Annotated in this window: 18 protein-coding genes and 1 tRNA gene; 5 read left to right on the top strand and 14 right to left on the bottom strand. The window is 48.9% G+C overall.

Features of this window, described 5'->3' with window-relative positions; all coding sequences use genetic code 11:
• Window positions 1–14: 14 nt before the first annotated feature.
• The 7 genes from lon to BN6628_RS06420 form a co-directional block, all read right to left on the bottom strand.
• Window positions 15–2354, bottom strand: a complete 2340-nt coding sequence (gene lon / locus BN6628_RS06450) for an endopeptidase La (protein WP_068615717.1) — start codon at window positions 2352–2354, stop codon at window positions 15–17.
• A gap of 168 nt (window positions 2355–2522) precedes the next feature.
• Window positions 2523–4223: an ATP-dependent protease LonB gene (lonB, locus tag BN6628_RS06445; protein ID WP_068615715.1), complete on the bottom strand. Its 1701-nt coding sequence runs from the start codon at window positions 4221–4223 to the stop codon at window positions 2523–2525.
• A gap of 157 nt (window positions 4224–4380) precedes the next feature.
• Window positions 4381–5493: a flavodoxin-dependent (E)-4-hydroxy-3-methylbut-2-enyl-diphosphate synthase gene (gene ispG / locus BN6628_RS06440; RefSeq protein ID WP_068615713.1), complete on the bottom strand. Its 1113-nt coding sequence runs from the start codon at window positions 5491–5493 to the stop codon at window positions 4381–4383.
• 106 nt (window positions 5494–5599) lie between these two features.
• Window positions 5600–6856 (bottom strand): ATP-dependent protease ATP-binding subunit ClpX, encoded by a 1257-nt coding sequence (gene clpX, locus BN6628_RS06435; protein ID WP_068615711.1) that lies wholly within the window; start codon window positions 6854–6856, stop codon window positions 5600–5602.
• Window positions 6857–6873: 17 nt separating this feature from the next.
• A complete protein-coding gene (gene clpP, locus BN6628_RS06430) occupies window positions 6874–7464 on the bottom strand; it encodes an ATP-dependent Clp endopeptidase proteolytic subunit ClpP (RefSeq protein ID WP_068615707.1) in 591 nt (196 codons plus the stop codon).
• A gap of 259 nt (window positions 7465–7723) precedes the next feature.
• Entirely contained in the window at window positions 7724–9112 is a 1389-nt protein-coding gene (tig, locus tag BN6628_RS06425; RefSeq protein WP_068615705.1) for a trigger factor, read from the bottom strand.
• A 182-nt stretch (window positions 9113–9294) separates the two neighbouring features.
• On the bottom strand, window positions 9295–10119 hold the full coding sequence (locus BN6628_RS06420) for a hypothetical protein (protein WP_235847590.1): 825 nt from the start codon (window positions 10117–10119) through the stop codon (window positions 9295–9297).
• A 239-nt stretch (window positions 10120–10358) separates the two neighbouring features.
• Between BN6628_RS06420 and BN6628_RS06415 the strand changes: the two genes are divergently transcribed.
• A tRNA-Arg gene (locus BN6628_RS06415) sits at window positions 10359–10432 on the top strand.
• A 349-nt stretch (window positions 10433–10781) separates the two neighbouring features.
• On the opposite strand, the gene BN6628_RS06410 is transcribed toward BN6628_RS06415, so the two are convergent.
• From BN6628_RS06410 to BN6628_RS06400, 3 genes are read right to left on the bottom strand one after another with little or no spacing between them, the layout of a single operon-like run.
• Window positions 10782–11531: an amino acid ABC transporter ATP-binding protein gene (locus BN6628_RS06410; RefSeq protein WP_068615699.1), complete on the bottom strand. Its 750-nt coding sequence runs from the start codon at window positions 11529–11531 to the stop codon at window positions 10782–10784.
• Between the two features lie 12 nt (window positions 11532–11543).
• Window positions 11544–12212, bottom strand: coding sequence for an amino acid ABC transporter permease (locus BN6628_RS06405; protein ID WP_068615698.1), 669 nt, complete (start codon window positions 12210–12212; stop codon window positions 11544–11546).
• 32 nt (window positions 12213–12244) lie between these two features.
• Window positions 12245–13081, bottom strand: a complete 837-nt coding sequence (locus BN6628_RS06400) for an amino acid ABC transporter substrate-binding protein (RefSeq protein WP_068615697.1) — start codon at window positions 13079–13081, stop codon at window positions 12245–12247.
• A 306-nt stretch (window positions 13082–13387) separates the two neighbouring features.
• Here BN6628_RS06400 and BN6628_RS06395 point away from each other — a divergent pair, with 306 nt between their 5' ends.
• Window positions 13388–13870, top strand: coding sequence for a glutathione peroxidase (locus tag BN6628_RS06395; RefSeq protein ID WP_068615696.1), 483 nt, complete (start codon window positions 13388–13390; stop codon window positions 13868–13870).
• Between the two features lie 104 nt (window positions 13871–13974).
• Here the strand turns inward: BN6628_RS06395 and pstA are convergent, their stop codons facing one another.
• The 4 genes from pstA to BN6628_RS06375 form a co-directional block, all read right to left on the bottom strand.
• A complete protein-coding gene (pstA, locus tag BN6628_RS06390) occupies window positions 13975–14856 on the bottom strand; it encodes a phosphate ABC transporter permease PstA (RefSeq protein ID WP_068615695.1) in 882 nt (293 codons plus the stop codon).
• A complete protein-coding gene (gene pstC / locus BN6628_RS06385) occupies window positions 14853–15815 on the bottom strand; it encodes a phosphate ABC transporter permease subunit PstC (protein ID WP_068615694.1) in 963 nt (320 codons plus the stop codon). Before pstC ends, pstA begins: the two co-directional genes overlap by 4 nt.
• 87 nt (window positions 15816–15902) lie before the next feature.
• On the bottom strand, window positions 15903–16763 hold the full coding sequence (locus BN6628_RS06380; RefSeq protein ID WP_068615692.1) for a phosphate ABC transporter substrate-binding protein: 861 nt from the start codon (window positions 16761–16763) through the stop codon (window positions 15903–15905).
• Between the two features lie 27 nt (window positions 16764–16790).
• Window positions 16791–18227, bottom strand: a complete 1437-nt coding sequence (locus BN6628_RS06375) for a stalk domain-containing protein (protein ID WP_068615690.1) — start codon at window positions 18225–18227, stop codon at window positions 16791–16793.
• A gap of 239 nt (window positions 18228–18466) precedes the next feature.
• Here BN6628_RS06375 and BN6628_RS06370 point away from each other — a divergent pair, with 239 nt between their 5' ends.
• The 3 genes from BN6628_RS06370 to BN6628_RS06360 all read left to right on the top strand — a co-directional run bounded on the left by BN6628_RS06370 (window position 18467) and on the right by BN6628_RS06360 (window position 20728).
• Window positions 18467–18847 (top strand): PilZ domain-containing protein, encoded by a 381-nt coding sequence (locus tag BN6628_RS06370; RefSeq protein ID WP_068615688.1) that lies wholly within the window; start codon window positions 18467–18469, stop codon window positions 18845–18847.
• Window positions 18848–18965: 118 nt separating this feature from the next.
• A complete protein-coding gene (locus tag BN6628_RS06365) occupies window positions 18966–19697 on the top strand; it encodes an ABC transporter ATP-binding protein (protein WP_068615683.1) in 732 nt (243 codons plus the stop codon).
• Entirely contained in the window at window positions 19694–20728 is a 1035-nt protein-coding gene (locus BN6628_RS06360; RefSeq protein WP_068615680.1) for an ABC transporter permease, read from the top strand. The genes BN6628_RS06365 and BN6628_RS06360 overlap by 4 nt, the downstream gene beginning before the upstream one ends.
• The last annotated feature ends 63 nt before the right edge of the window (window positions 20729–20791 follow it).

Genomic DNA, 20791 nt, shown 5'->3' with positions numbered 1-20791 from the left:
CGTGTTATTCCTCTCTAATGCACATCACTTTGTTCAATGAGTGCATGCTCCAAGACTTGATCCATATGGGAGACCGGTACGAATTGCACATCGCTCCGCACACTCTCCGGAATATCGGTCAGATCGCGCTCATTGTCTTTGGGCAGCAAAATTTTCTTGTAACCGGCACGGTGTGCCGCGAGCGATTTTTCTTTGAGTCCGCCAATCGGCAGCACTCTGCCGCGAAGGGTGATCTCGCCGGTCATTGCAACATCCTTGGACACATGGCGGTTCGTAAGGGCCGAGATCAGAGCCGTGGCAATCGTAATTCCGGCGGAAGGACCGTCCTTCGGAATGGCTCCTTCCGGAATATGGATGTGAATATCGTTCTTCTCATGAAAGTCGGACGGTATTCCAAGTTCCTTGGCCTTTGATCTGGTATAACTAAAGGCTGCCTGCGCGGATTCCTTCATGACATCCCCTAGTTTACCCGTTAAGGTCAGCTTGCCGGTTCCTGGGACAACAGTCACTTCGATGACCAGGGTCTCGCCGCCAACTTCGGTCCATGCCAAGCCGGTGACCGTACCAATCTGATCTTCAAGCTCAGCCATGCCATACCGGAATTTCGGAGCTCCGAGGTAGTCCTTGATGTCATCAGGCTCGATTACGATGGACTCAATCTCCTCAGAGACGATCCGTTTGGCTGCCTTACGGGCCAAAGCGGCTACCTGCTGCTCCAGATTCCGGACACCAGACTCCCTTGTATACTCCCGGATTGTCCGCAGGAGGGCATCTTCGCCAACCGTCAGCTGCTCAGGCTTAAGCCCATGCTCTTTGCGCTGCTTCGGAAGAAGGTACCGGGTTGCAATCTGAAGCTTCTCAAGCTCGGTGTAACCCGGGATGTAGAGCATTTCCATACGGTCCAGCAGCGGACGCGGGATGTTATGGACAGCGTTAGCTGTTGTCACAAACATAACGTTGGACAGATCAAAGGGAACCTCAATGAAATGATCGCTGAACGTGTTGTTCTGTTCAGGGTCAAGAACCTCCAGCAATGCTGCGGACGGGTCTCCACGGAAATCAGAAGCCATTTTGTCAATTTCGTCAAGCAGGAAGACCGGATTGAGTGTCCCTGCCGTCTTCATCCCTTGGATGATACGGCCCGGCATTGCCCCCACATACGTTCTGCGGTGGCCGCGAATCTCAGCCTCATCCCGCACCCCTCCGAGGGAGATGCGTACGAATTCACGGCCGAGCGACCGGGATATCGAGCGTGCCAGGGATGTTTTCCCCACACCCGGAGGTCCTACCAGACACAGAATAGGCCCTTTCAGCTTCTTAACAAGCTTCTGCACAGCCAGGTATTCAAGAACCCGCTCCTTCGGCTTCTCCAGACCATAGTGATCTTCATCGAGCACCTGCTCGGCCTTTTGCAGATCAAGATCATCCTCGGTTTCTTTGGTCCAAGGCAGGCTCAGCAGCCAATCCACATAGTTGCGGATCACGCCGCCTTCAGCGGAGCTTGCCGGCATTTTCTCAAGGCGGTCAATTTCCTTCTCGACCTTCTCCCGGACCTTCTCAGGCAGCTGCTTCTCCTCCAACTGGGCCCGAAGCTCCTCTACTTCACCGGCACGGCCTTCCTTCTCGCCAAGCTCCTTCTGGATCGCCTTCATCTGCTCACGCAAATAATACTCTTTCTGCGTCTTCTCCATCTGTTTCTTCACACGCTGGCTGATCTTCCGTTCCAGCTCAAGAACTTCCCGTTCATTATTCAAAATATCCAGCAGCTTCTCCAGACGCTTCTGAACATCCACCGTCTCCAGAATATCCTGCTTATCCTTGATCTTAAGGGACAAGTGGCTGGTGATGACATCCGCGAGCCGCCCGGGCTCATCGATATCCGAGACAGCTGCAAGCGTCTCCGGAGTAACCTTCTTGGACAGGTTAATATAATGTTCGAATTGGGTCAGAACTGTGCGCATTAATGCGTCAACTTCCGGATCGGAAGTCTCCTCTTCCGGCAGCTCTTTCGCCATGACCTCATAGTACTCTTCGGTATCCAGGTACTGAATGATTTCAGCCCGCTCCATCCCCTCGACCAGCACACGGATCGTGCCGTTCGGAAGCTTCAGCATTTGGCGGACTTTCGCTACGGTACCGACTCTAAATATGTCTTCCTGGGTTGGCTCTTCAATGTTCACTTCAGATTGAGAACAGAGGAGAATTAAATTATCTTCAACCATCGCTTTTTCCAGTGCCTTTACGGACTTCTCTCGTCCGACGTCCAAATGCAGGACCATGCTGGGATAGACCAGCAGCCCTCGCAGCGGCAGCAAAGGAAACCGACGGCCTTTGCCCGATTTATGGGTTCCCATCGTTGTCGCACCTCCAATGGTTCTCAGCTTAAAATCTAACCTCTGCCTGATGTTATCCCTCAAAAGACTCAGAGTTATCAGGAGATATTATTCCTATTTTAGCAAATGTTACTTTAAAACACCAACGAAGAGCGGCTGCTCTGCAGCCGCTCTATTCATTGCCTGGGACTAGTTATGCGGGGAATCCGCCTGGAAGAAGGAAGCCGCCGGAGGGGAGAATACTTCCCCCGCGACAGTAAGGCCAAAGGTCCTTTCCGCTTCAAGCCCAAACACATGCTGGAATGCTTCCTTCAGCGTTTCTACAGGGATAACTTTGACACCTTCAAGCCCCTCAAACAAGGACTGCCAATTCTCTTTGGGGATAAGCACCGTGGATGCCCCAGCCTGAAAAGCGGCCTCTACCTTAGCAACCACTCCACCAATTGGCTTCACTCTTCCGTGAATGCCGAGCTCTCCAGTCATCGCGATGCGGTTGTCCACAGCAACATGCCGAATAGCTGATGCGATAGCCGTTGCAATAGCGAGCCCAGCCGATGGTCCGTCGATTGGCGTGCCGCCCGGAAAGTTAATGTGCAGATCATAATGAGAAGGGTCAAGCCCAATGCTTTTGAGTACGGTGAGCACATTCTCGACGGAGCCCTTAGCCATGCTCTTACGGCGCAGAGTCCGGTTCCCGCCCCCAATTTCCTCTTCGTCCACAACGCCTGTAATGTTGCAGCTTCCCAAGCCGTTCTCAACCGGAACAGCAGTAGCCTCGATCTCAAGCAGAGTTCCCATGTTAGGTCCGTAGACCGCGAGCCCATTTACGACACCCACCTGCGGATGGGCATATATTTTGCGCTCAGGTCTCGGAACAAGCTGGCTGCTCGTCGCTACCCATTCCAAATCTGAAGCCGAAAGCTGATTGCGTTTCTCCGTCAAAGCCAGTCCTGCAGCCAGCTGCACCATATTCACTGCCTCGCGGCCATTCGTAGCGAACTTCTTAATCACTTCAATAGCCTCCGGACAAGGCTCGAGCCCAATTCTCTTCACAGCATCCCCGGCAATCTGAGAAATTTCCTCCGGCAGCAGCGGACGGAAGAACACTTCCATACAGCGCGATCTGAGCGCTGGTGGCAGCTCCTGCGGTGAACGTGTGGTTGCCCCGACAAGCCGGAAGTCAGCCGGAAGACCATTTTGAAATATATCATGGATGTAAGCCGGCGTTCCGTTGTCCTCGGAGTTATAATATGCGCTTTCCAGGAATACTTTCCTGTCCTCGAGCACCTTAAGCAGCTTGTTAATTTGGACCGGGTGAAGCTCTCCTATTTCATCTATAAAAAGAATCCCGCCATGAGCCTTGGTCACCGCGCCGGGCTTGGGTTGAGGAATACCGGCAACCCCCATCGCGCCAGCCCCTTGATAAATCGGGTCATGCACCGATCCGATCAATGGATCTGCTATGCCCCGTTCATCAAATCGCGCTGTGGTTGCATCGATTTCCGTGAATTTGGCATCGGACCTGAAGGGGGACAGCGGATTCTTCTTCGCTTCTTCCATAACAACCCGGGCTGCGGCCGTCTTCCCAACGCCAGGCGGTCCATAAATAATGACATGCTGGGGATTGGCACTGCATAGGGCCGCTTTGAGTGCTTTAAGGCCATCCTTCTGACCGACAATGTCGCTCATGGTCGCAGGCCGGGCACGTTCCGCAAGAGGCTTTGTCAAGGATACCGCCCGCAGCTTGCGCAGCTTATCCATCTCCTTACGGGATTCGCGGTCCACTGCGCTGCGATTCCCCTTCTGGCTGCGGAGCAGGTTCCAAAAATATATCCCGATAACTACAGCAAAAAACAACTGTACCGCCATAATAATGACACTCAAATCCATGTTGACCATACCTCCCATTTTGTGAACCTATTACATGGTAGTATAGCCTTTTTGCCCGAGGGTAAACGCCGCAGACTAGGTTTTTTCGGGAAGTGTGTATTTTGCCCTATACATGAAAAAGCCGCAGCCGGATGCACATATCCGGTGCGGCGTATTCCTATCTCAAGCTGTGCTCTTTGCGGCCCGGGATTTCACCGGTAGCTTCAAACACCTCGACAATATGATCGATTTCCTTCTTAAGCTCAGTCAGCAGTTCTGCTTCCGGGACTTTACGGATCATCTCTCCATAACGGAAAAGCATGCCCTCACCACGGGCGCCTGCAATTCCAATATCAGCTTCCCGTGCCTCACCAGGGCCATTCACAGCACACCCAAGTACTGAAACTTTGATTGGCACTTTGATCTTCGATATATATTCCTCTACCTCGTTAGCGATGGAGAATAGATCGATATCAAGCCGCCCGCAGGTCGGACAGGAGACCAAAGTCGCCGCATTGGAGATCAGGCTGAACGTCTTAAGCAGCTCACGCGCAACCTTAACTTCCTCAACCGGGTCCGCGCTGAGCGAGATACGAAGGGTGGAACCAATGCCCATCGACAGCAGGGCACCGATACCCGCGGCACTTTTGACAGTACCCGAGAACAAGGTTCCCGCTTCGGTGATTCCAAGATGCAGTGGATACGGGATTACCTCTGCTGCTTTAGAGTATGCGGCAATCGCCATAGGAACATCCGAAGCCTTAAGCGATACGATGATATCGTGGAAATCCAGCTCCTCGAGAATCCCGATATGATACAGTGCGCTTTCAACCATTGCTTCAGGTGTAGGATATCCGTATTTCTCAAGCAGGTGGTTCTCCAGCGAGCCCGCATTTACACCGATACGAATTGGAATGCCACGTTCCTTACAAGCTTTCACAACAGCTTCTACCTTCTCACGGCGGCCAATATTCCCCGGATTGATACGAACTTTGTCAATCCCGTTCTCAATCGCCTGCAGTGCCAGCTTATAGTTGAAATGAATATCCGCTACGAGAGGAATATGAATTTGCTTCTTAATCTCTTTGATTGCAGCAGCTGCTTCTTCATTATTCACTGTTACACGGACGAGCTGACAGCCTGCTTCTTCAAGACGTAAAATTTCAGCTACTGTGGCCTTCACATCTGCAGTTTTAGTTGTGCACATACTTTGAATGAGCACTTCGTTGCTGCCGCCAATCGTCAGATTGCCTACCTTAACCGGCCGTGTATCTTGTCTCAAGAATGTCATTTTCAGGTCTCTCCCATAACGCCAAACTCCACCCGCAGTTGGCATCTATAAAGCCAAAACGGGTGGAGACTCAGCATATATTTAGTCGAGCACTTGCAGCTTTGCTTTAGGCGCTCTCTTCTTGTTTATTGTTCTTTTGAACTTGAAGTTCAGGAATAACCTTCTCTTCAACCACTTTCTCCGTAATTACGCAGGTCGTGATATCATCGCGTGAAGGCACTTCATACATGACATCCAGCATAATTCCTTCGATAATGGCGCGAAGACCACGGGCACCTGTATTACGCTTAATCGCTTCGCGGGCGATCGCTTCAAGCGCCTTCGGTTCGAATTCAAGCTTCACATTGTCAAGCTCAAGCAGCTTCTGGTACTGCTTCACCAAAGCATTCTTTGGCTCAGCAAGAATCCGCACAAGCGTCTTCTCATCCAGCGGCTCCAAGGTAGAGATTACTGGAAGACGGCCTACAAATTCTGGAATCAAGCCGAACTTCAGCAGATCCTCTGGAAGAACCATACCGAGGTATTCGCCTGGCTTCAGGTCCTTTTGCCCGTCTGCCGCAGCATTAAAGCCAATCACTTTCTTACCTACGCGGCGTTTGATCATTTGCTCCAGGCCGTCAAAGGCACCACCGCAAATGAACAGGATATTTGTTGTATCGATTTGGATAAATTCCTGATGCGGGTGCTTACGTCCACCTTGTGGAGGAACAGAAGCTACCGTGCCTTCAAGAATTTTAAGAAGGGCTTGCTGAACCCCTTCACCAGATACGTCGCGTGTAATGGATGGGTTCTCGGATTTGCGGGCTACTTTATCAATTTCGTCGATATAAATAATTCCGCGCTCCGCCTTCTCCACATCATAATCTGCGGCTTGAATCAGCTTCAGAAGGATGTTCTCGACATCTTCCCCTACATATCCTGCTTCAGTCAAGGAAGTCGCATCCGCAATCGCAAAAGGAACGTTCAGAATCTTGGCCATAGTTTGAGCCAACAAAGTTTTACCTGAACCTGTAGGACCCAGAAGCAGTATGTTACTCTTCTGAAGCTCAACATCTTCAATCTTACTTTGGGTATTTACACGTTTGTAGTGGTTATATACGGCAACGGAGAGGGATTTCTTAGCTTGATCCTGACCAATAACATACTGGTCGAGAATGTCACGAATTTCACGAGGTTTCGGAATTTCCTTAAGATCCAACTCCTCTTCATGACCGAGTTCTTCCTCTACAATCTCCGTGCAAAGCTCGATACATTCATCGCATATATAAACGCCTGGTCCGGCTACAAGTTTGCGTACTTGCTCTTGTGACTTACCACAAAAAGAACATTTGAGTTGTCCTTTTTCTTCGTTAAATTTGAACATATATGGTATACACCCCTTTAAGATTTAATGGGTTTGGTAATGACCTGGTCAATAATCCCGTATGCCTTGGCTTCCTCTGCGCTCATGAAGAAATCGCGGTCTGTATCCCGTTCAATCTTATCAAGGGTTTGACCGGTGCGTTCCAGATATATTTGATTAACCTTCTGTTTGGTCTTAATAATCCATTCTGCGTGAATCTTAATATCTGACGCTTGGCCCTGCACTCCACCAAGTGGTTGATGAATCATTACTTCACTGTTCGGCAGCGCAAAACGCTTGCCTGGAGCCCCTGCCGTAAGAAGCAATGAGCCCATACTCGCAGCCATGCCCACACAGATCGTAGACACATCCGGCTTAATGTACTGCATTGTATCATATATACCCATACCCGCTGTAATAGAACCACCAGGAGAATTGATGTATAAATGGATGTCCTTCTCAGGATCTTCAGCAGCCAAAAACAAAAGCTGGGCAATCACAAGATTCGCAACCTCATCATCAATTGCATTACTGAGAAAGATAATACGATCTTTAAGAAGTCTCGAATAAATATCGTAAGATCGTTCTCCGCGACTCGTTTGCTCAATAACCATAGGTACGATACTCATACGACCAACCTCTTTTCTCCTACGCATTATCCATACAGATGGAAAGAAACACACTTTACCATTCTGTAAGTTACATTTTCTATTTTACCATGTTCCAGGGTCCCTGTCATTTTTCATGCAGGAGCTTTGTAATATGGAAGAATATGTATCTCCCTCATGTGAAAAATAAGGCACGCATTTTACAATACGTGCCTTAGTTTATTCTTCTAGCTAGTACCGCTTATTCAAATACTAGAACCGCTTATATGTCGGAGAGTAATTACTCTTCGGAAGCTTCTTCTTTCACTTCTTCTTTAGCTTTTTTCGATTCTTTTTTTGTTTCTTTCTTGGTGTCAGCAGCCGGCTTCAGCTGATCAGCCGGAACTTCCTTGCTGTTCTCAAGAAGGAATTGAATCGTTTTGCGAAGCAGAACCTCTTCACGCATGCTGCCCAAAGAACCGTTAGCCGCAAGAATGTCGCGGATTTCTTCAGGGGTACGTTTGTAAGTTTCAGCCATTGTGTTCAATTCTTCATTCAGCTCGTCCTCAGTAACCTCAATCTTCTCTTCTTTGGCGATTTGCTCAAGAACCAGGTTGTTGCGAACGCGTTTCTCAGCGTCACCTTCCATTTGTTCTTGCAGCTCAGTCAGCGATTGTCCAGAGAAGCTCAGGAACATTTCAAGGTTCATACCTTGAGTGCGGAGACGGTTGTCGAAATCGCGAACCATGTTCTGTACTTCGCCTTGAACCATGGATCTTGGAATTTCAACTTCCGCATTTTCGCCAACCTTGTCCACCAGGTAAGTTTCACGAGCAGCTTCGTTCTCCTTAGCTTTGCGGTCTGCAAGCTGTTTCTTCAGATCTTCCTTGAACTCGTCAAGTGTATCGAATTCGCTGACATCTTTCGCGAACTCATCGTCAAGCTCAGGAAGCTGCTTGCGCTTGATTTCGTGAACTTTCACTTTAAACACAGCTTCTTTACCCGCAAGCTCTTCTGCATGATAAGTCTCAGGGAAAGTTACCACAACATCTTTGAAGTCGCCTGTTGCCAGACCAACCACTTGGTCTTCAAAGCCAGGAATGAAAGTGTTGCTGCCTAGCTCAAGAGAATAACGCTCGGACTTACCGCCTTCAAACGGAACTCCATCCACAGATCCGTCAAAGTCGATTACGACAGTATCGCCGTTCTGTGCAGCTTCTTCGTCGATAACAACAAGCTCAGCATGACGCTGCTGCAGACGCTCAAGCTCTTGGCTTAACTCTTCTTCAGTCACTTCCACGCTTTCAGCGGCTACTTCGATGCCTTTGTAATCGCCAAGCTTAACTTCAGGCTTAACGGTTACTTTAGCTTTGAATTTGAAAGGTTGTCCCTTTCCGAATTGCTCAACATCCACTTCAGGACGGTCTACCGGAAAAATATCCGTTTGCTCAACAGCTTCGGTATATACTTCAGGGAGCAAAATATCGATCGCGTCTTGGTAGAGGCTTTCAACCCCGTAACGCGCTTCGAAAATCGGCCGTGGCACTTTACCTTTGCGGAATCCAGGTACGTTTGCTTTCTTTACTACTTTGTTAAAAGCTTTATCCAGTGCAGCAGATACACGATCCGCATCCACTTCGACCTCGAGAACGCCGAGGTTCTTCTCTATTTTTTCCCAAGTTGCTTTCATTTTATGCTTTCCCCTCCAAAATAAGTTCACATAAATTGAATCCTGATATGTATCCGGCTTCAATATGATTTATATATTACTTTCGTTCATAACTCGAACAACCATTACATTATAAACAACAATACAGCTTTTTACAAGTGTTCCAAGGCTGGTCGTAACAGGAAAAACCGCCTCGTCCCCCTTCATCTGCCCTGAGCGGTGCCGACAAACTGTTTCATGGATCGGTATGCCTGCTCAAAACGGAGGCGGAGCGAGTCCGTAATTCCGTATGCGGCTCTAATATCCTGATCACTGTTTCCATCGGGCAGGCTTTCAGAAATCGTTTGATGAAGGGCCGCAGCCCAAATATCGGCCGTGCTGTCCTCTTCCTCCAGAATCGAATTGTAATCGCGGGTTCCATATACCCCCATTACAAATTGGAACCAGAACTCCTCGGCAAAGTAAAACAAGGTTGGGTTATGAACCTGTGCCTGGTCGCCAAGCCGTTCTAAGATCCGGTGTACCTGCTGCGGGAAATCCGCTGATTTGAGTGGGACCGTATCAATCTCAATATCCACCTGCTCTTGGCCACGGAAGAAAACAGCACTACCCTGGCCCCCTCTGCGGCGAAGCGTCTGCAAAATATGAAACTGAATCAGCGGGTGGGTGCCGCGGCGGTCAAGCCAGCTGTGCAGCGCGCCGTCAATTTCCGGCATATCGATATAAGCAAGCTGTTCAAGAGCGAGGAGCGAGTGCTCGGATACAGGGCTCTCCATAGCGGCCTTCAGCAGCTTATGCCCGTAGTCCTTATCCATGGCAAGCTTGGCTTCGATATGCTGCCGGGCTAAGGTTTCCTCATCCTCTGGCTCAAGCTCCGGAGCCTTCCCTGCCACTGAAGCGGGAAAGGCGTCTCTCAGCCAACCGAGCAGTGCCCCCCACTCGTCATACTGCCGCTGCTCTTGGCCTTGACATTGAAGCAAGAACTCCAGCAGTTCACCTGCCTCACCATATCTTTCGGTTTCGAGCATTCGTGTTAATTCCATTTGATAAAAGTCGAGTGTCTTGGGAAACAGTACCACGTTATCCCTTCCGTCGGGTCCATGCGTGTTAATAAATGTCCCTCCTAACCTCCGTGCGTAATTATCCGTTGATTATAGCACAGTGAAGCGCAAGATGAAAAAATGGAGGCCTAAAAAAGCAATATTTTTTACTTGCTTAGTAACCCGGCATGTGATAAAATCATTTTTGCTTGAAATTTTTACATTGTGTCCCAGTAGCTCAGCTGGATAGAGCAACGGCCTTCTAAGCCGTCGGTCGGGGGTTCGAATCCCTCCTGGGACGTTAGCAAAAGCTCTCCTATTGGAGAGCTTTTTTGCGTCCCTTAGCGAGGGATTGGAACCCCCGGAAGGGGGTTCGTCGAAGCTAAGACCCTTAAGCCGATTGGCTAGGGGCTGCGCGGAGTCTCGAGCGCAGCGAGAGTATCCCTCCTGGGACGTCACAAAAGTCTCTCCAAAACTGGAGAGATTTTTTTTCGTCCCTTGGTAGAGGGATTGGAACCCCCGGAAGGGGGTTCGTCGAAGCTAAGCCCCTCAGGCCGATTGGCCAGGGGCTGCGCGGAGTCTCGAGCGCAGCGAGAGTATCCCTCCTGGGACGTCAGCAAAGGCCCTCCACAAGGAGAGCCTTTATCATCTTATACCGTCTCAGTTAACAAATTGAGAAACTGGGCCGCGCGCGGGCTTCGAGGATTCTCCAACACATCCTTGGGCGGGCCCTCCTCAATGATTCGGCCTTTATCCACCATGATCACCCAGTCTGCTACCTCTGCAGCGAACTTCATCTCATGCGTTACCACGATCATGGTCATTCCCCCGGCCGCAAGGCTCTTCATTACCCGCAGCACCTCGCCAACCAGCTCTGGATCAAGCGCCGAGGTCGGCTCATCAAACAGCAGGACCTCCGGGTCCATAGCCATGGCCCTAGCTATGCCCACCCGCTGCTGCTGCCCTCCTGACAGCTGATGAGGATAGGAATCCGCCTTATCCCCGAGCCCCACTTTAACCAGCATCTCCAGCGCATATGCCCTGGCTTCAGATTTGCTTTTCCCCTTAACCGTAACCTGAGCTTCCATTACATTCTCGAGGGCAGTCATATGAGGGAACAGGTTATAAGACTGAAACACCATACCGCTCTGCCCGCGCAGCTTGAGGATCTGATCCCGTTTCAGCTTGCTTCCTCCCTTGAACTCCAAGGTCACTCCGCCGATGCGCAGAAAGCCTTCGTCCGGCTGCTCCAGCAGATTAAAACAGCGCAAAAGCGTGGTTTTGCCTGATCCTGAAGGGCCGATAATAACCAGCACCTTCCCCTTCTCCAACTTCAGATCAATCCCTTTAAGCACCTCCAGGGAGCCGAACGATTTGTGCAAATTGCGGACCTCGATCATCGTTCCACCTCCTTACCTCGCTGAGAAACGATCAAGCCGCTTCTCCAAATAATTTTGCAGACTGGACAGTATAGTGCTTAAAGCCAAATAGAAAAGACCCGCCTCACAATAAAGCAGCAAAGGCTCAAAGGTGGTGGCCACAATCTGCTGCGCAGTTCTGAACATCTCCACATACGTAATGCTCGCAGCCAAGGAGGTGTCCTTGACCAAGCTGATGAACGAGTTGGCCAGCGGAGGCACGGAAACCCGGGCCGCTTGGGGCAGCACAATTCTTCTCAGAGCCTGAAGCCGCGTCATGCCAAGTGAATAGGCTGCTTCCCATTGCCCCTTATGAATGGAAAGAATGGCCGCTCTTACAATTTCCGACCCATAAGCCCCCACACTGAGCGAGAACCCGATCACTGCAGCATAAAAGGGGTCCAGAGTCACACCTATCGACGGCAGCCCAAAAAAGATAATAAATAACTGCACCAAAAGCGGGGTTCCCCGGATAATCCATACATAGAATCTTGCGATCAGATTGAGAATCTTCCACTGAGACAACCTCGCGAGTGCGGTCAATATGGCAAGCAGCAGACCGATAGCAAAGGAGATCAGGGTCAGGGGAACGGTAAAAGCCACCGCTGACTTCAGCAGCGGCAGCAGGGAATCTATAAATATTTGCAGTTTGCGGTCATCCATAAGGCAGACATCCAATCTGTTAGTTCAACTGTTTATTTTGAAACGTCTTCTCCAAAATATTTCTGGGATATCTTCAGGTAAGTGCCGTCGCTCTTCATATCCGCCAACGCTTTGTTAACTGCAGCGACAAGATCGTCAGCGCCTTTGCTGAACAAGCCCGCGCTTTGCGAAGCATTGCTTGACGTATCCACAACCTTGATCGGAACATCCGGCTTCTGCTTTTTAAAATCAAGATAGGACAACTGGTCGTTCACGGTTGCGTCAATCCGTTTGGAGGTCAGCAAATCGATTGCCTGGTTGAAGCCTTCAACAGCTACAATCTCCGCTCCATTATCTTTGGCAATCTGGGTCAGATTGCTTGTAAGGGATTGTCCTGATTTCTTGCCTTTCAGATCTGCAAATTTCTTGATATCCGTATTATCTTTTCCGACGATCAGTACAGCTCTAGACACGATGTAAAGGTCTGTAAAAAGGTACTTCTGCTTACGCTCGTCCGTCATGGACACTTCATTAAATACTGTGTCAAAACGCTTGGCATCCAAACCAGCGATCAGACTGTCCCACTGGGTCTCCACGAATTGCGGCTGAACCCCGAGCCGTTTGCTTACTTCCTCAGCAATCTCTACATCAAATCCGGTCAATTTCCCGCTTGGATCGTGGAATGTGAATGGCGCATAGGTGCCTTCTGTTCCGATTCTAAGCTTTCCGCTGGCTTTTACAGCTTCTAAGGCGGTCTGCGTTTTTGTCCCTGTTGATGTATTCCCTTGCCCTGGAGCTGCCGAATTGTTTTTATTGTTATTGCCACAGGCAGCGGCCACCATGGACACGATAAGCACCATGATCAGCAGGCTTAATTTTCTCTTTGTCATAAGATAACCCCTATCCTAATTGTTGTACTTCCACAAAAGCGTCCTTGGTTGTGTTCTTGATGATCCATTGAATGGATACGATTAATCCATGCATTTCACCCACGATTCCTATTAAATTTCTTTAAGCATCTCTGGATTTATGTGGTAAAATGGACTGCGTCAGGGAACTACTTTATCTTCTGTAACTCCCCAAGAAAACATTCCTCTGAAGCTAAAAACATACCTGTTCGTGTTCGAGTTGAGTTGGGCGCTTGACAGCTGTACAATATTATTTAGTTGGTATCCAACAATTGGAGGAGGAGAACCATGTCAATTTATGATTTCAAAGTTACTACCATAGACGGCACAGAAACTACCCTAAGCGAATATAAAGGCAAAACGTTGCTGATCGTTAACACAGCCAGCGGCTGCGGGCTAACCCCGCATTATAAGGGGCTGCAGCATTTATACGAAACTTACAAGGATCAAGGCCTTGTGGTGTTAGGCTTCCCATCCAACCAGTTCGCAGGCCAGGAGCCTGGGACCAATGAAGAGATCAAGCAATTCTGTGAGCTGAATTATCAGGTCACCTTCCCTCTTTTCGCCAAAATAGATGTAAAGGGTGAGCATGCCCATCCACTGTTCGTACATTTGGTTGAGAACACCCCGGCCCCTTACCATACCGGAGATATTGAGTGGAACTTCGTTAAATTCCTGGTGAACCGGGATGGAGAAGTGGTTAAACAGTTCAGCGCACGCACCGAACCGGAGGCCATTGAAGCTGATATCAAGAAAGTCCTGGCCGAATAGATCGGACTAGCCTTGCCACCGTCAAAAAAACACAAAAAACCAACCTCTTAAGCCCCCAGGCTCAAAAGGTTGGTTTTTTAATTGGCTAATTACTGTTCTTATGCTTACCGCTTCATCTTCCGGTTATTGAACCAAAGCGGCACACGGAACAGCAGGTTGATAAATAGAACTACAAAGACGAGCACAGCGGCGGATTTATCCGCGATTTGTCTAGCATCTTCAACAATCGCTTCAGATTGCACGTACCACAGATGAACGGCAAGCGTCTCACCCGGCGAGAACAGGTTGAAATCCCACATTTCCCCGGAGGTGCTCAGCCCCGCTGTCAAAATAATAACGGCGGACTCCCCGAATGCGCGGCCTGCTACCAAGCAAATACCGGTGATGATCGCATGCAGGGACACAGGCAGTACCACCGTGCGGATGGTCTGGAACTTGGTTGTCCCAAGCGCATAAGAAGCGTTGCGAAGATCGGAAGGAACGGCCCTTACCGCTTCCTCCGTTACCCGGGCCAAGGTAGGAAGATTCAAGAATGCCAAGCTGACAGAAGCCCCGAGAATCGTCAGACCAATATCGAAGTACTCTGCAAAAATAGCCAAGCCCAGCATTCCGAAAACGATGGACGGTACGGAGGACAAAGTCTCCACACACATCCGCAGCGCTTCCGTGAATTTATTCTTGGGGGCGTACTCGGCCATATAAATCCCTGAGCCTACGCCAATCGGAATCGATATGATCAGAGACAGGATCAAGATGTAGAACGAGTTGAACAGGACCGGACCGATCCCTCCGCCTACATCAATCTCTTCTGGCAGCTTGGTTAGAAATTCCAGATTAATGCCCGGCAGCCCTTTGCTGAGAATCGTATACAGCAGCCAGAAGATAAACAGGAGGATACATGCGCCAAGCGCATAGAAGAGGCCTGTAGCCGCTTTATCCCATACCAGCGCCCGTTTATTCTTGCGTGTAGGTGTGAAACTGCTCATGCGGCCTCGTCTCCTCTCTTCTTGCTGATTAAGCGGATAATTAAGATCAAACCAAACGAAATAACCAGCAGAAGGAAGGCCATCATGTGAAGGGCATAGTTCCAGGTCGAATCAAATTCGACGTTGGAAATCTGCATCACAATATTACTCGTTAACACCGAAGCTGGGGTGAAGAGCGATTTAGCCAGCTGCGAAGTATTCCCAATAACCATGACTACGGCCATGGTCTCACCGATCGCCCGGGTCATGCCCAGAATAATCGCCGCGGCAATCCCCCGGCCTGCGGCCGGAAGAACAACCCTCATGATCACCTGAAGCCGGGTGGAACCTAGAGCATAGGCTGCTTCACGGTATTTTTTGGGCACAGCGCTGATGGCATCGTCACTGATCCGGCTTACTGTCGGCAGAATCATAATCGTCAATACCAGTGAAGCAGCTAGCAACCCGTCCCCAAGGTTTTCTCCGCTTACACTGCGTATGATTGGAATCAGAACCGTGAGTCCCAAATAACCGTAAACAATAGACGGAATTCCGACCAGCAGGTCGAGAATTGGGCGTATGAACGATTTCAGCCATTTAGGCGCTATTTCGGCAATCAGAATCGCCATGCCAATGGACAGCGGAACAGCAAACAGCAGCGTGAGTGCAGTCAACGAAAATGTATTTACGATAAATGAGGCTGCACCAAATTCCCCTTCTTCCGGGGTCCAGTCAAATGACAGGAAGAACTGTGACAGTGAAATCTCGTTAAAGGTCAGAAATGCGGTTTTGCCAATAAAGAAAATGACCAGGGCCAGCACAAAGCAAAGCGCAAGGATGCTGAATAAAAAATAATATTTAAATAGTCCATTGGTTATCCGGACTCTGGTGCCACGGCTCCGCTTCCATCTGGATGGATGGGCAGGCTGCTTCTTCATGGCCCCCTGTTGCGCCGGTAAATCGTGAACTGGCGTACTCATCGTGTTCTGGTTCCTCCCATACAGCAACCAGCCCCATTGCGGGGCTGGCCGGTTAGCATTTACAAATAAATTGTGATAACTTCAAAATTATTTCATAGCGGAAATCGGAATGAATTTAAGCTTTTTCAGTGAACCTTCTTGGAACTTTTTGCTTTGTACATAATCAATGAACGCCTTAGTAGCACCCGTTGGCTGGCCTTTAGTCATGTAATAACCGTAAGACCATACTTTATAAGTTCCTTTGATTACGTTCTCTGTAGTAGCAGCCACACCGTTGTGTTTAACAGCTTTCAAATCGCCGCTTACATATACCAAATCGATGTATCCGATCGCATTCGGAGTTGTGGAAACCGCTGTTTTCATATCTCCGCTTGAACCTACTTCTTTATAGTTCTTAGCTTTCTTTACGATGTCTCCACCGCCAAGAGCTTTGGCTTGATAGTTAACACGTGTTCCGGAACCGAATGCGCGCGTGATCACCACGATGTCTGCGTCGCTTCCGCCAACGTCTTTCCAGTTGGTGATTTTGCCGCTGAAGATTCCTTTAAGCTGCTCTGTAGTCAGGTTATCCACACCAACGTTTTTGTTAACTACTGTAGCAAATGGAATCACAGCTACTTTGTTGGCTACCTGTCCAGCAAAAGCCTTGAATCCAGGAACGTCTGTGCTGGCATCCCAGTCACAGGCACCGATTTGTGCGATCCCTTTATTTACAGCTTGAGGTCCTGTAACGGAACCTTTACCGGAAGCGGCGATTTTCACCTTCGGATTTAAACGTTGGAATTCTTTAGCTGCTTGCAGGGAAAGTGGTAGAAGCGCAGTGGAACCGTTAATTGTAATTTTGCCAGATACCGAACCTGCGGCTTGCACAGATGATCCTACACCTGCGGAAGACAGAATGAACGCGGCAGCTACAGCTACCAAAGAGATTTTTTTAAATAATTTCATGATTGAATTACTCCTCTCGAATTTAAATTACTTAGTCAGCTCAGTGCCTTTACCGCCTTGAACCATAACCACTTTACCGCCGCTGATCACAGCGATTTTACCGTCTTTGGAAACAGCTACTTCTGTAATGCCTTCTGGACTGCTGTACAGTTCTGTTTTTGCGCCGTTAGCAACTTCAAACAGCTGTGAGCTTCCGTCTGCCTTGATTCCAGCTACAAGCAGTTTGCCTTCTTTTGTAACCAGATCGAAGTTCACATCGATATCCGCAACCAGATCGGTTGTTTTGGAGCCATCAGCGGAAATGCTCTTAAGAACACTGTTTACGTCTTTGCCATCCGGGTCAGCACTGATATAAACAAGACTTCCGTCAGACAGGAATGAAGGCAGAAGTTTATTGTCTGTTCCTTTAGTCAGCTGTACCGGTTTAGCACCTTTAGTAACCAGATCCAGGGAATAGAGCTGGGCTCCGGCACCCGTGTAGTCAATTGTAAGAGAGTCCTCTGTGCTGTCCGCATCGTTCTTGGCAACACCTGTTACGTTAACGAAATAAGCGATTTTCTTATCGTCATTCGTTACTTGGAGGTCGGATTTGTTCTCCACTTTATCGGCAAGGACTTCGGTAATTTTGCCGCTGTCCAGCGTTATGTAGGAAATCTTCTCCTGCTTATCTCCTTGAATGAAGTACAGCTTCTTGCCGTCTGCAGACCAGGTCAAATCCGTCTTAACCGAAGTATCGGAACCTACAGGATTCACATGCCCCGTGCCAAGATCGTAAACAAACAATTGGCCGTTCTCATCTGTGAAAGCACCCAGCTTGTGATCCGGAGATACTACTGCATTTGCAGCTCCTTCGTTGGAGTTGAACACTTGGGACGGGGTCCCGAGGGACGTATTAATTTTGAAGACTTGTGGAACTTCCCCATCTTCTTTGGTTACAAGAAGGTTGCTCTGCTCATCAAAGATCGGAGCCGTAAAGCTTCCTTCAAGCCGTTTCATTTTGTATACTCCGCCGCCAGATACACTCTCGGCACCCAGAGCATCCAACGTAGGACCTAGCTCGACATAAATATTGCCATCCTGCAGCTTCGGAGCTACCGTAAATTCCTGGGAGGCGCCATCCACCTGCAAGCTCTTGATGTTAGGTTTAATGGTTACGTTGTGATAACCGTATAGATCGTTCAGCACTACGCTGCCATTATCCAGCTTCAAGCCAGCACCCAGCGCGTCAGCCAGATCACGGACAGAGTAAAGCTTGGTTCCATTTACTTCGATAGCTCTCAGGACAGCGTTCTCGCCATCAACTGTAAGCCCTGAATTAATCACCTTGAATTTAGCTGCTGTTTGTTTTGTTGCCGCCGGCTTAGCCGGTTTTTTGTCGGCTGCAGCCCCTGCAGTTCCTGCCGCCAAAGCGGAGGTTACAACTGCGGAAGCAACCAGCATACTGAATACTTTACTCTTCTTCATCAGCTCACCCTTTTCCTAATACATAAGTGCTATAGTGTCATTTTCGTATAAGATTGTTAAACCAATTCAGCTAGTTTGTAATGTATTGTTAAAATATTGAAAAAACTAATGTGGATTTAGGAAATTTGACCCGTGTCCTGCGAAATATACTTAAAATATGATATATAAATATTTTCAAAGTTTAAAAGAAGGCAAATTTTAGCTATAATTAAAAGGCATACCGAAATTGCGGAGGTCATATGAGCGATAATAATAGAAAGGAACCGTTCAGATACTCTATGGAAGTTCCCATGAGTTGCTGGATTCGGATTTCCGAGATCAATGGAACGACCTTAAACAGCAGACTGGCAGAAGTGGACCTTATCGATATCAGCAAAGGCGGATGTAGAATCCGGACACAGCTTGACCTGCATGCCTCATCCAATCTCATTAAAGGGATGTTGCGCCTTAAACTGAGCGAGGAGGAGTATGAATTCGAGGCCCAGATCCGCTGGCAGCGTCAAATTGAGCCCCCTTTCTTCCACTACGGCTTATCCCTCCACTTAGAGGATACTGAGAAGGAAAAGATCAATGCCGAGCTAAGGGCCCTTGCCGGTGCCCGAAAAATAAAAGTGTTGTAAGAAATGAATGGACTGCCTCCTGGCAGTCTTTTTAATTTTCACATTTACAAGGAAGATGGACTTCGTTATACTCAAAATAAAAGTGAGTACTCACTCATTATCCGAGGAGAGTGTAATTATGTGCAATTCAACTTCGGTTATTACGGCCACGGATGTAGGCAAAAGCTTCGGCCCCAAAGTCGTCCTGGACAGCATTTCGCTTCAAGTAAACGAGTCAGAAACCTTCGGGCTCCTTGGGCCCTCCGGCTCCGGGAAGACCACCTTGGTCAAGCTGTTCACGGGGACGCTTGAGGCTACCCAGGGGGAAATCCGGGTGCTTGGCACGCGAATGCCAAAGCTGTCACTTCTTCATCAAATCGGTTATATGGCTCAGGCCGACGCCCTGTATACCGAGCTTACCGCGAAGGAGAATCTGGAGTTTTTCGGATCGCTTTACGGTCTTAGAGGCGCACAGTTAAAAAAACGGATTCTTGAAGTGATTGAAATTGTGGCTCTGGGGGATCATCTGTCCAAGGAGGTGCACCAATACTCTGGAGGCATGAAACGGCGCTTGTCCCTGGCTTGTGCCCTGCTCCATAACCCTAAAGTTTTGATTTTGGATGAACCTACCGTTGGGATCGACCCCGTTCTGCGGCAGTCGATTTGGAGTGAGCTGAAGAACCTGAGCAATCAAGGGACGACCATCGTGTTAACCACCCATGTTATGGATGAAGCTGAGAAATGCGACCGCCTTGGCATGATCCGAGAGGGCCGGCTGCTTGCTGTGGATACACCGGAAGCCTTGATGGAACAGACTGGCTCGGCTTCTATCGAAGAGGCATTTATCTATTATGGAGGTCATCAATCATGAGAACATGGGCTGTTGTCATCCGGATTCTAAGACAATTCCGCCGGGATAAACGCACATTGGCTTTAATGCTGATCGCACCGTTATTTGTCCTGACCCTCATGAACCTTGTCTTTAACGGCAAGGAGTATAAGCCTAATCTTGGACTTCTGAACATACATCAGGTACATGGACTGGACACAAGTCTAAAGGCAGAAGGGGCAGTGACCTATACCTTCAGCAGTCTGAATGAGGCACAGGATGCTCTGGAACAGCGGAAAATCGATGCGCTAATTACATTAAATGGGCCAATTCCTCACATTGAGCTTGAAGGCAGTGATCCATCGATTAACCGGGCCGTGCTTCAGACCACACAGAAAGCGGCCAGCCATCTGCTGAAAGACAGCCCTTCCTTCAATCCCGTCATCACCTACCTGCACGGATCGGCCGATATGACAAGCATCGATCAGTTCGGGCCTATTCTGATCGGCTTTTTCATCTTCTTTTTCGTATTCCTGATTGCAGGTGTATCCTTCCTCAGAGAACGAACAACTGGAACTCTGGAGCGTCTGCTGTCTACCCCGCTGAAGCGCTGGGAGATTGTGCTCGGTTATGTAGCCGGGTATGGAATTTTCACGATAGTTCAAGCTCTGTTGATCTCCTGGTACTGCATTCAAGTGCTTGGGATTATGATGGTAGGTTCGTTTGGTTGGGTTCTTCTGCTGACCCTGCTGATGTCACTGACAGCCCTTACGCTTGGAACCCTTATCTCCGCTTACGCAAACAACGAGCTGCAGATGATTCAATTCATCCCCATTATTATTGTGCCGCAGCTGTTCTTATCAGGTCTCTTCCCTTTGGATACGCTGCCCGAGTGGCTGAAGAAGCTTGAAGTCATTATGCCGCTTGCGTATGGGGCCAAGGGACTCAGTGATGTAATGATCCGGGGCAAAGGATGGGATGCTATCGCTTCGGATGTCATTGTACTGGCAGCCTTCTCGATTACCTTCATCCTGCTTAATATTCTCGCCCTGCGCAAATACCGCAAAATTTAAGCCTGATATGAAATATGATAGAATACAAAGAATGATCCAACCCATTTTGCACAGGAGGGTGAC

It is taken from the genome of Paenibacillus tuaregi (genome assembly GCF_900086655.1).
Taxonomy (GTDB): domain Bacteria; phylum Bacillota; class Bacilli; order Paenibacillales; family Paenibacillaceae; genus Fontibacillus; species Fontibacillus tuaregi.
Note: the sequence above shows the minus strand (reverse complement) of the source record. Positions and strands in the feature narration are given on the sequence as shown.

Bases quoted from the DNA above. Each gene is read 5' to 3' on its own strand.
- lon (WP_068615717.1), bottom strand. From the start codon at position 2,354: ATGGGAACCCATAAATCGGGCAAAGGCCGTCGGTTTCCTTTGCTGCCG.
- lonB (WP_068615715.1), bottom strand. From the start codon at position 4,223: ATGGATTTGAGTGTCATTATTATGGCGGTACAGTTGTTTTTTGCTGTA.
- ispG (WP_068615713.1), bottom strand. From the start codon at position 5,493: ATGACATTCTTGAGACAAGATACACGGCCGGTTAAGGTAGGCAATCTG.
- clpX (WP_068615711.1), bottom strand. From the start codon at position 6,856: ATGTTCAAATTTAACGAAGAAAAAGGACAACTCAAATGTTCTTTTTGT.
- clpP (WP_068615707.1), bottom strand. From the start codon at position 7,464: ATGAGTATCGTACCTATGGTTATTGAGCAAACGAGTCGCGGAGAACGA.
- tig (WP_068615705.1), bottom strand. From the start codon at position 9,112: ATGAAAGCAACTTGGGAAAAAATAGAGAAGAACCTCGGCGTTCTCGAG.
- BN6628_RS06420 (WP_235847590.1), bottom strand. From the start codon at position 10,119: ATGCTCGAAACCGAAAGATATGGTGAGGCAGGTGAACTGCTGGAGTTC.
- BN6628_RS06410 (WP_068615699.1), bottom strand. From the start codon at position 11,531: ATGATCGAGGTCCGCAATTTGCACAAATCGTTCGGCTCCCTGGAGGTG.
- BN6628_RS06405 (WP_068615698.1), bottom strand. From the start codon at position 12,212: ATGGATGACCGCAAACTGCAAATATTTATAGATTCCCTGCTGCCGCTG.
- BN6628_RS06400 (WP_068615697.1), bottom strand. From the start codon at position 13,081: ATGACAAAGAGAAAATTAAGCCTGCTGATCATGGTGCTTATCGTGTCC.
- BN6628_RS06395 (WP_068615696.1), top strand. From the start codon at position 13,388: ATGTCAATTTATGATTTCAAAGTTACTACCATAGACGGCACAGAAACT.
- pstA (WP_068615695.1), bottom strand. From the start codon at position 14,856: ATGAGCAGTTTCACACCTACACGCAAGAATAAACGGGCGCTGGTATGG.
- pstC (WP_068615694.1), bottom strand. From the start codon at position 15,815: ATGAGTACGCCAGTTCACGATTTACCGGCGCAACAGGGGGCCATGAAG.
- BN6628_RS06380 (WP_068615692.1), bottom strand. From the start codon at position 16,763: ATGAAATTATTTAAAAAAATCTCTTTGGTAGCTGTAGCTGCCGCGTTC.
- BN6628_RS06375 (WP_068615690.1), bottom strand. From the start codon at position 18,227: ATGAAGAAGAGTAAAGTATTCAGTATGCTGGTTGCTTCCGCAGTTGTA.
- BN6628_RS06370 (WP_068615688.1), top strand. From the start codon at position 18,467: ATGAGCGATAATAATAGAAAGGAACCGTTCAGATACTCTATGGAAGTT.
- BN6628_RS06365 (WP_068615683.1), top strand. From the start codon at position 18,966: ATGTGCAATTCAACTTCGGTTATTACGGCCACGGATGTAGGCAAAAGC.
- BN6628_RS06360 (WP_068615680.1), top strand. From the start codon at position 19,694: ATGAGAACATGGGCTGTTGTCATCCGGATTCTAAGACAATTCCGCCGG.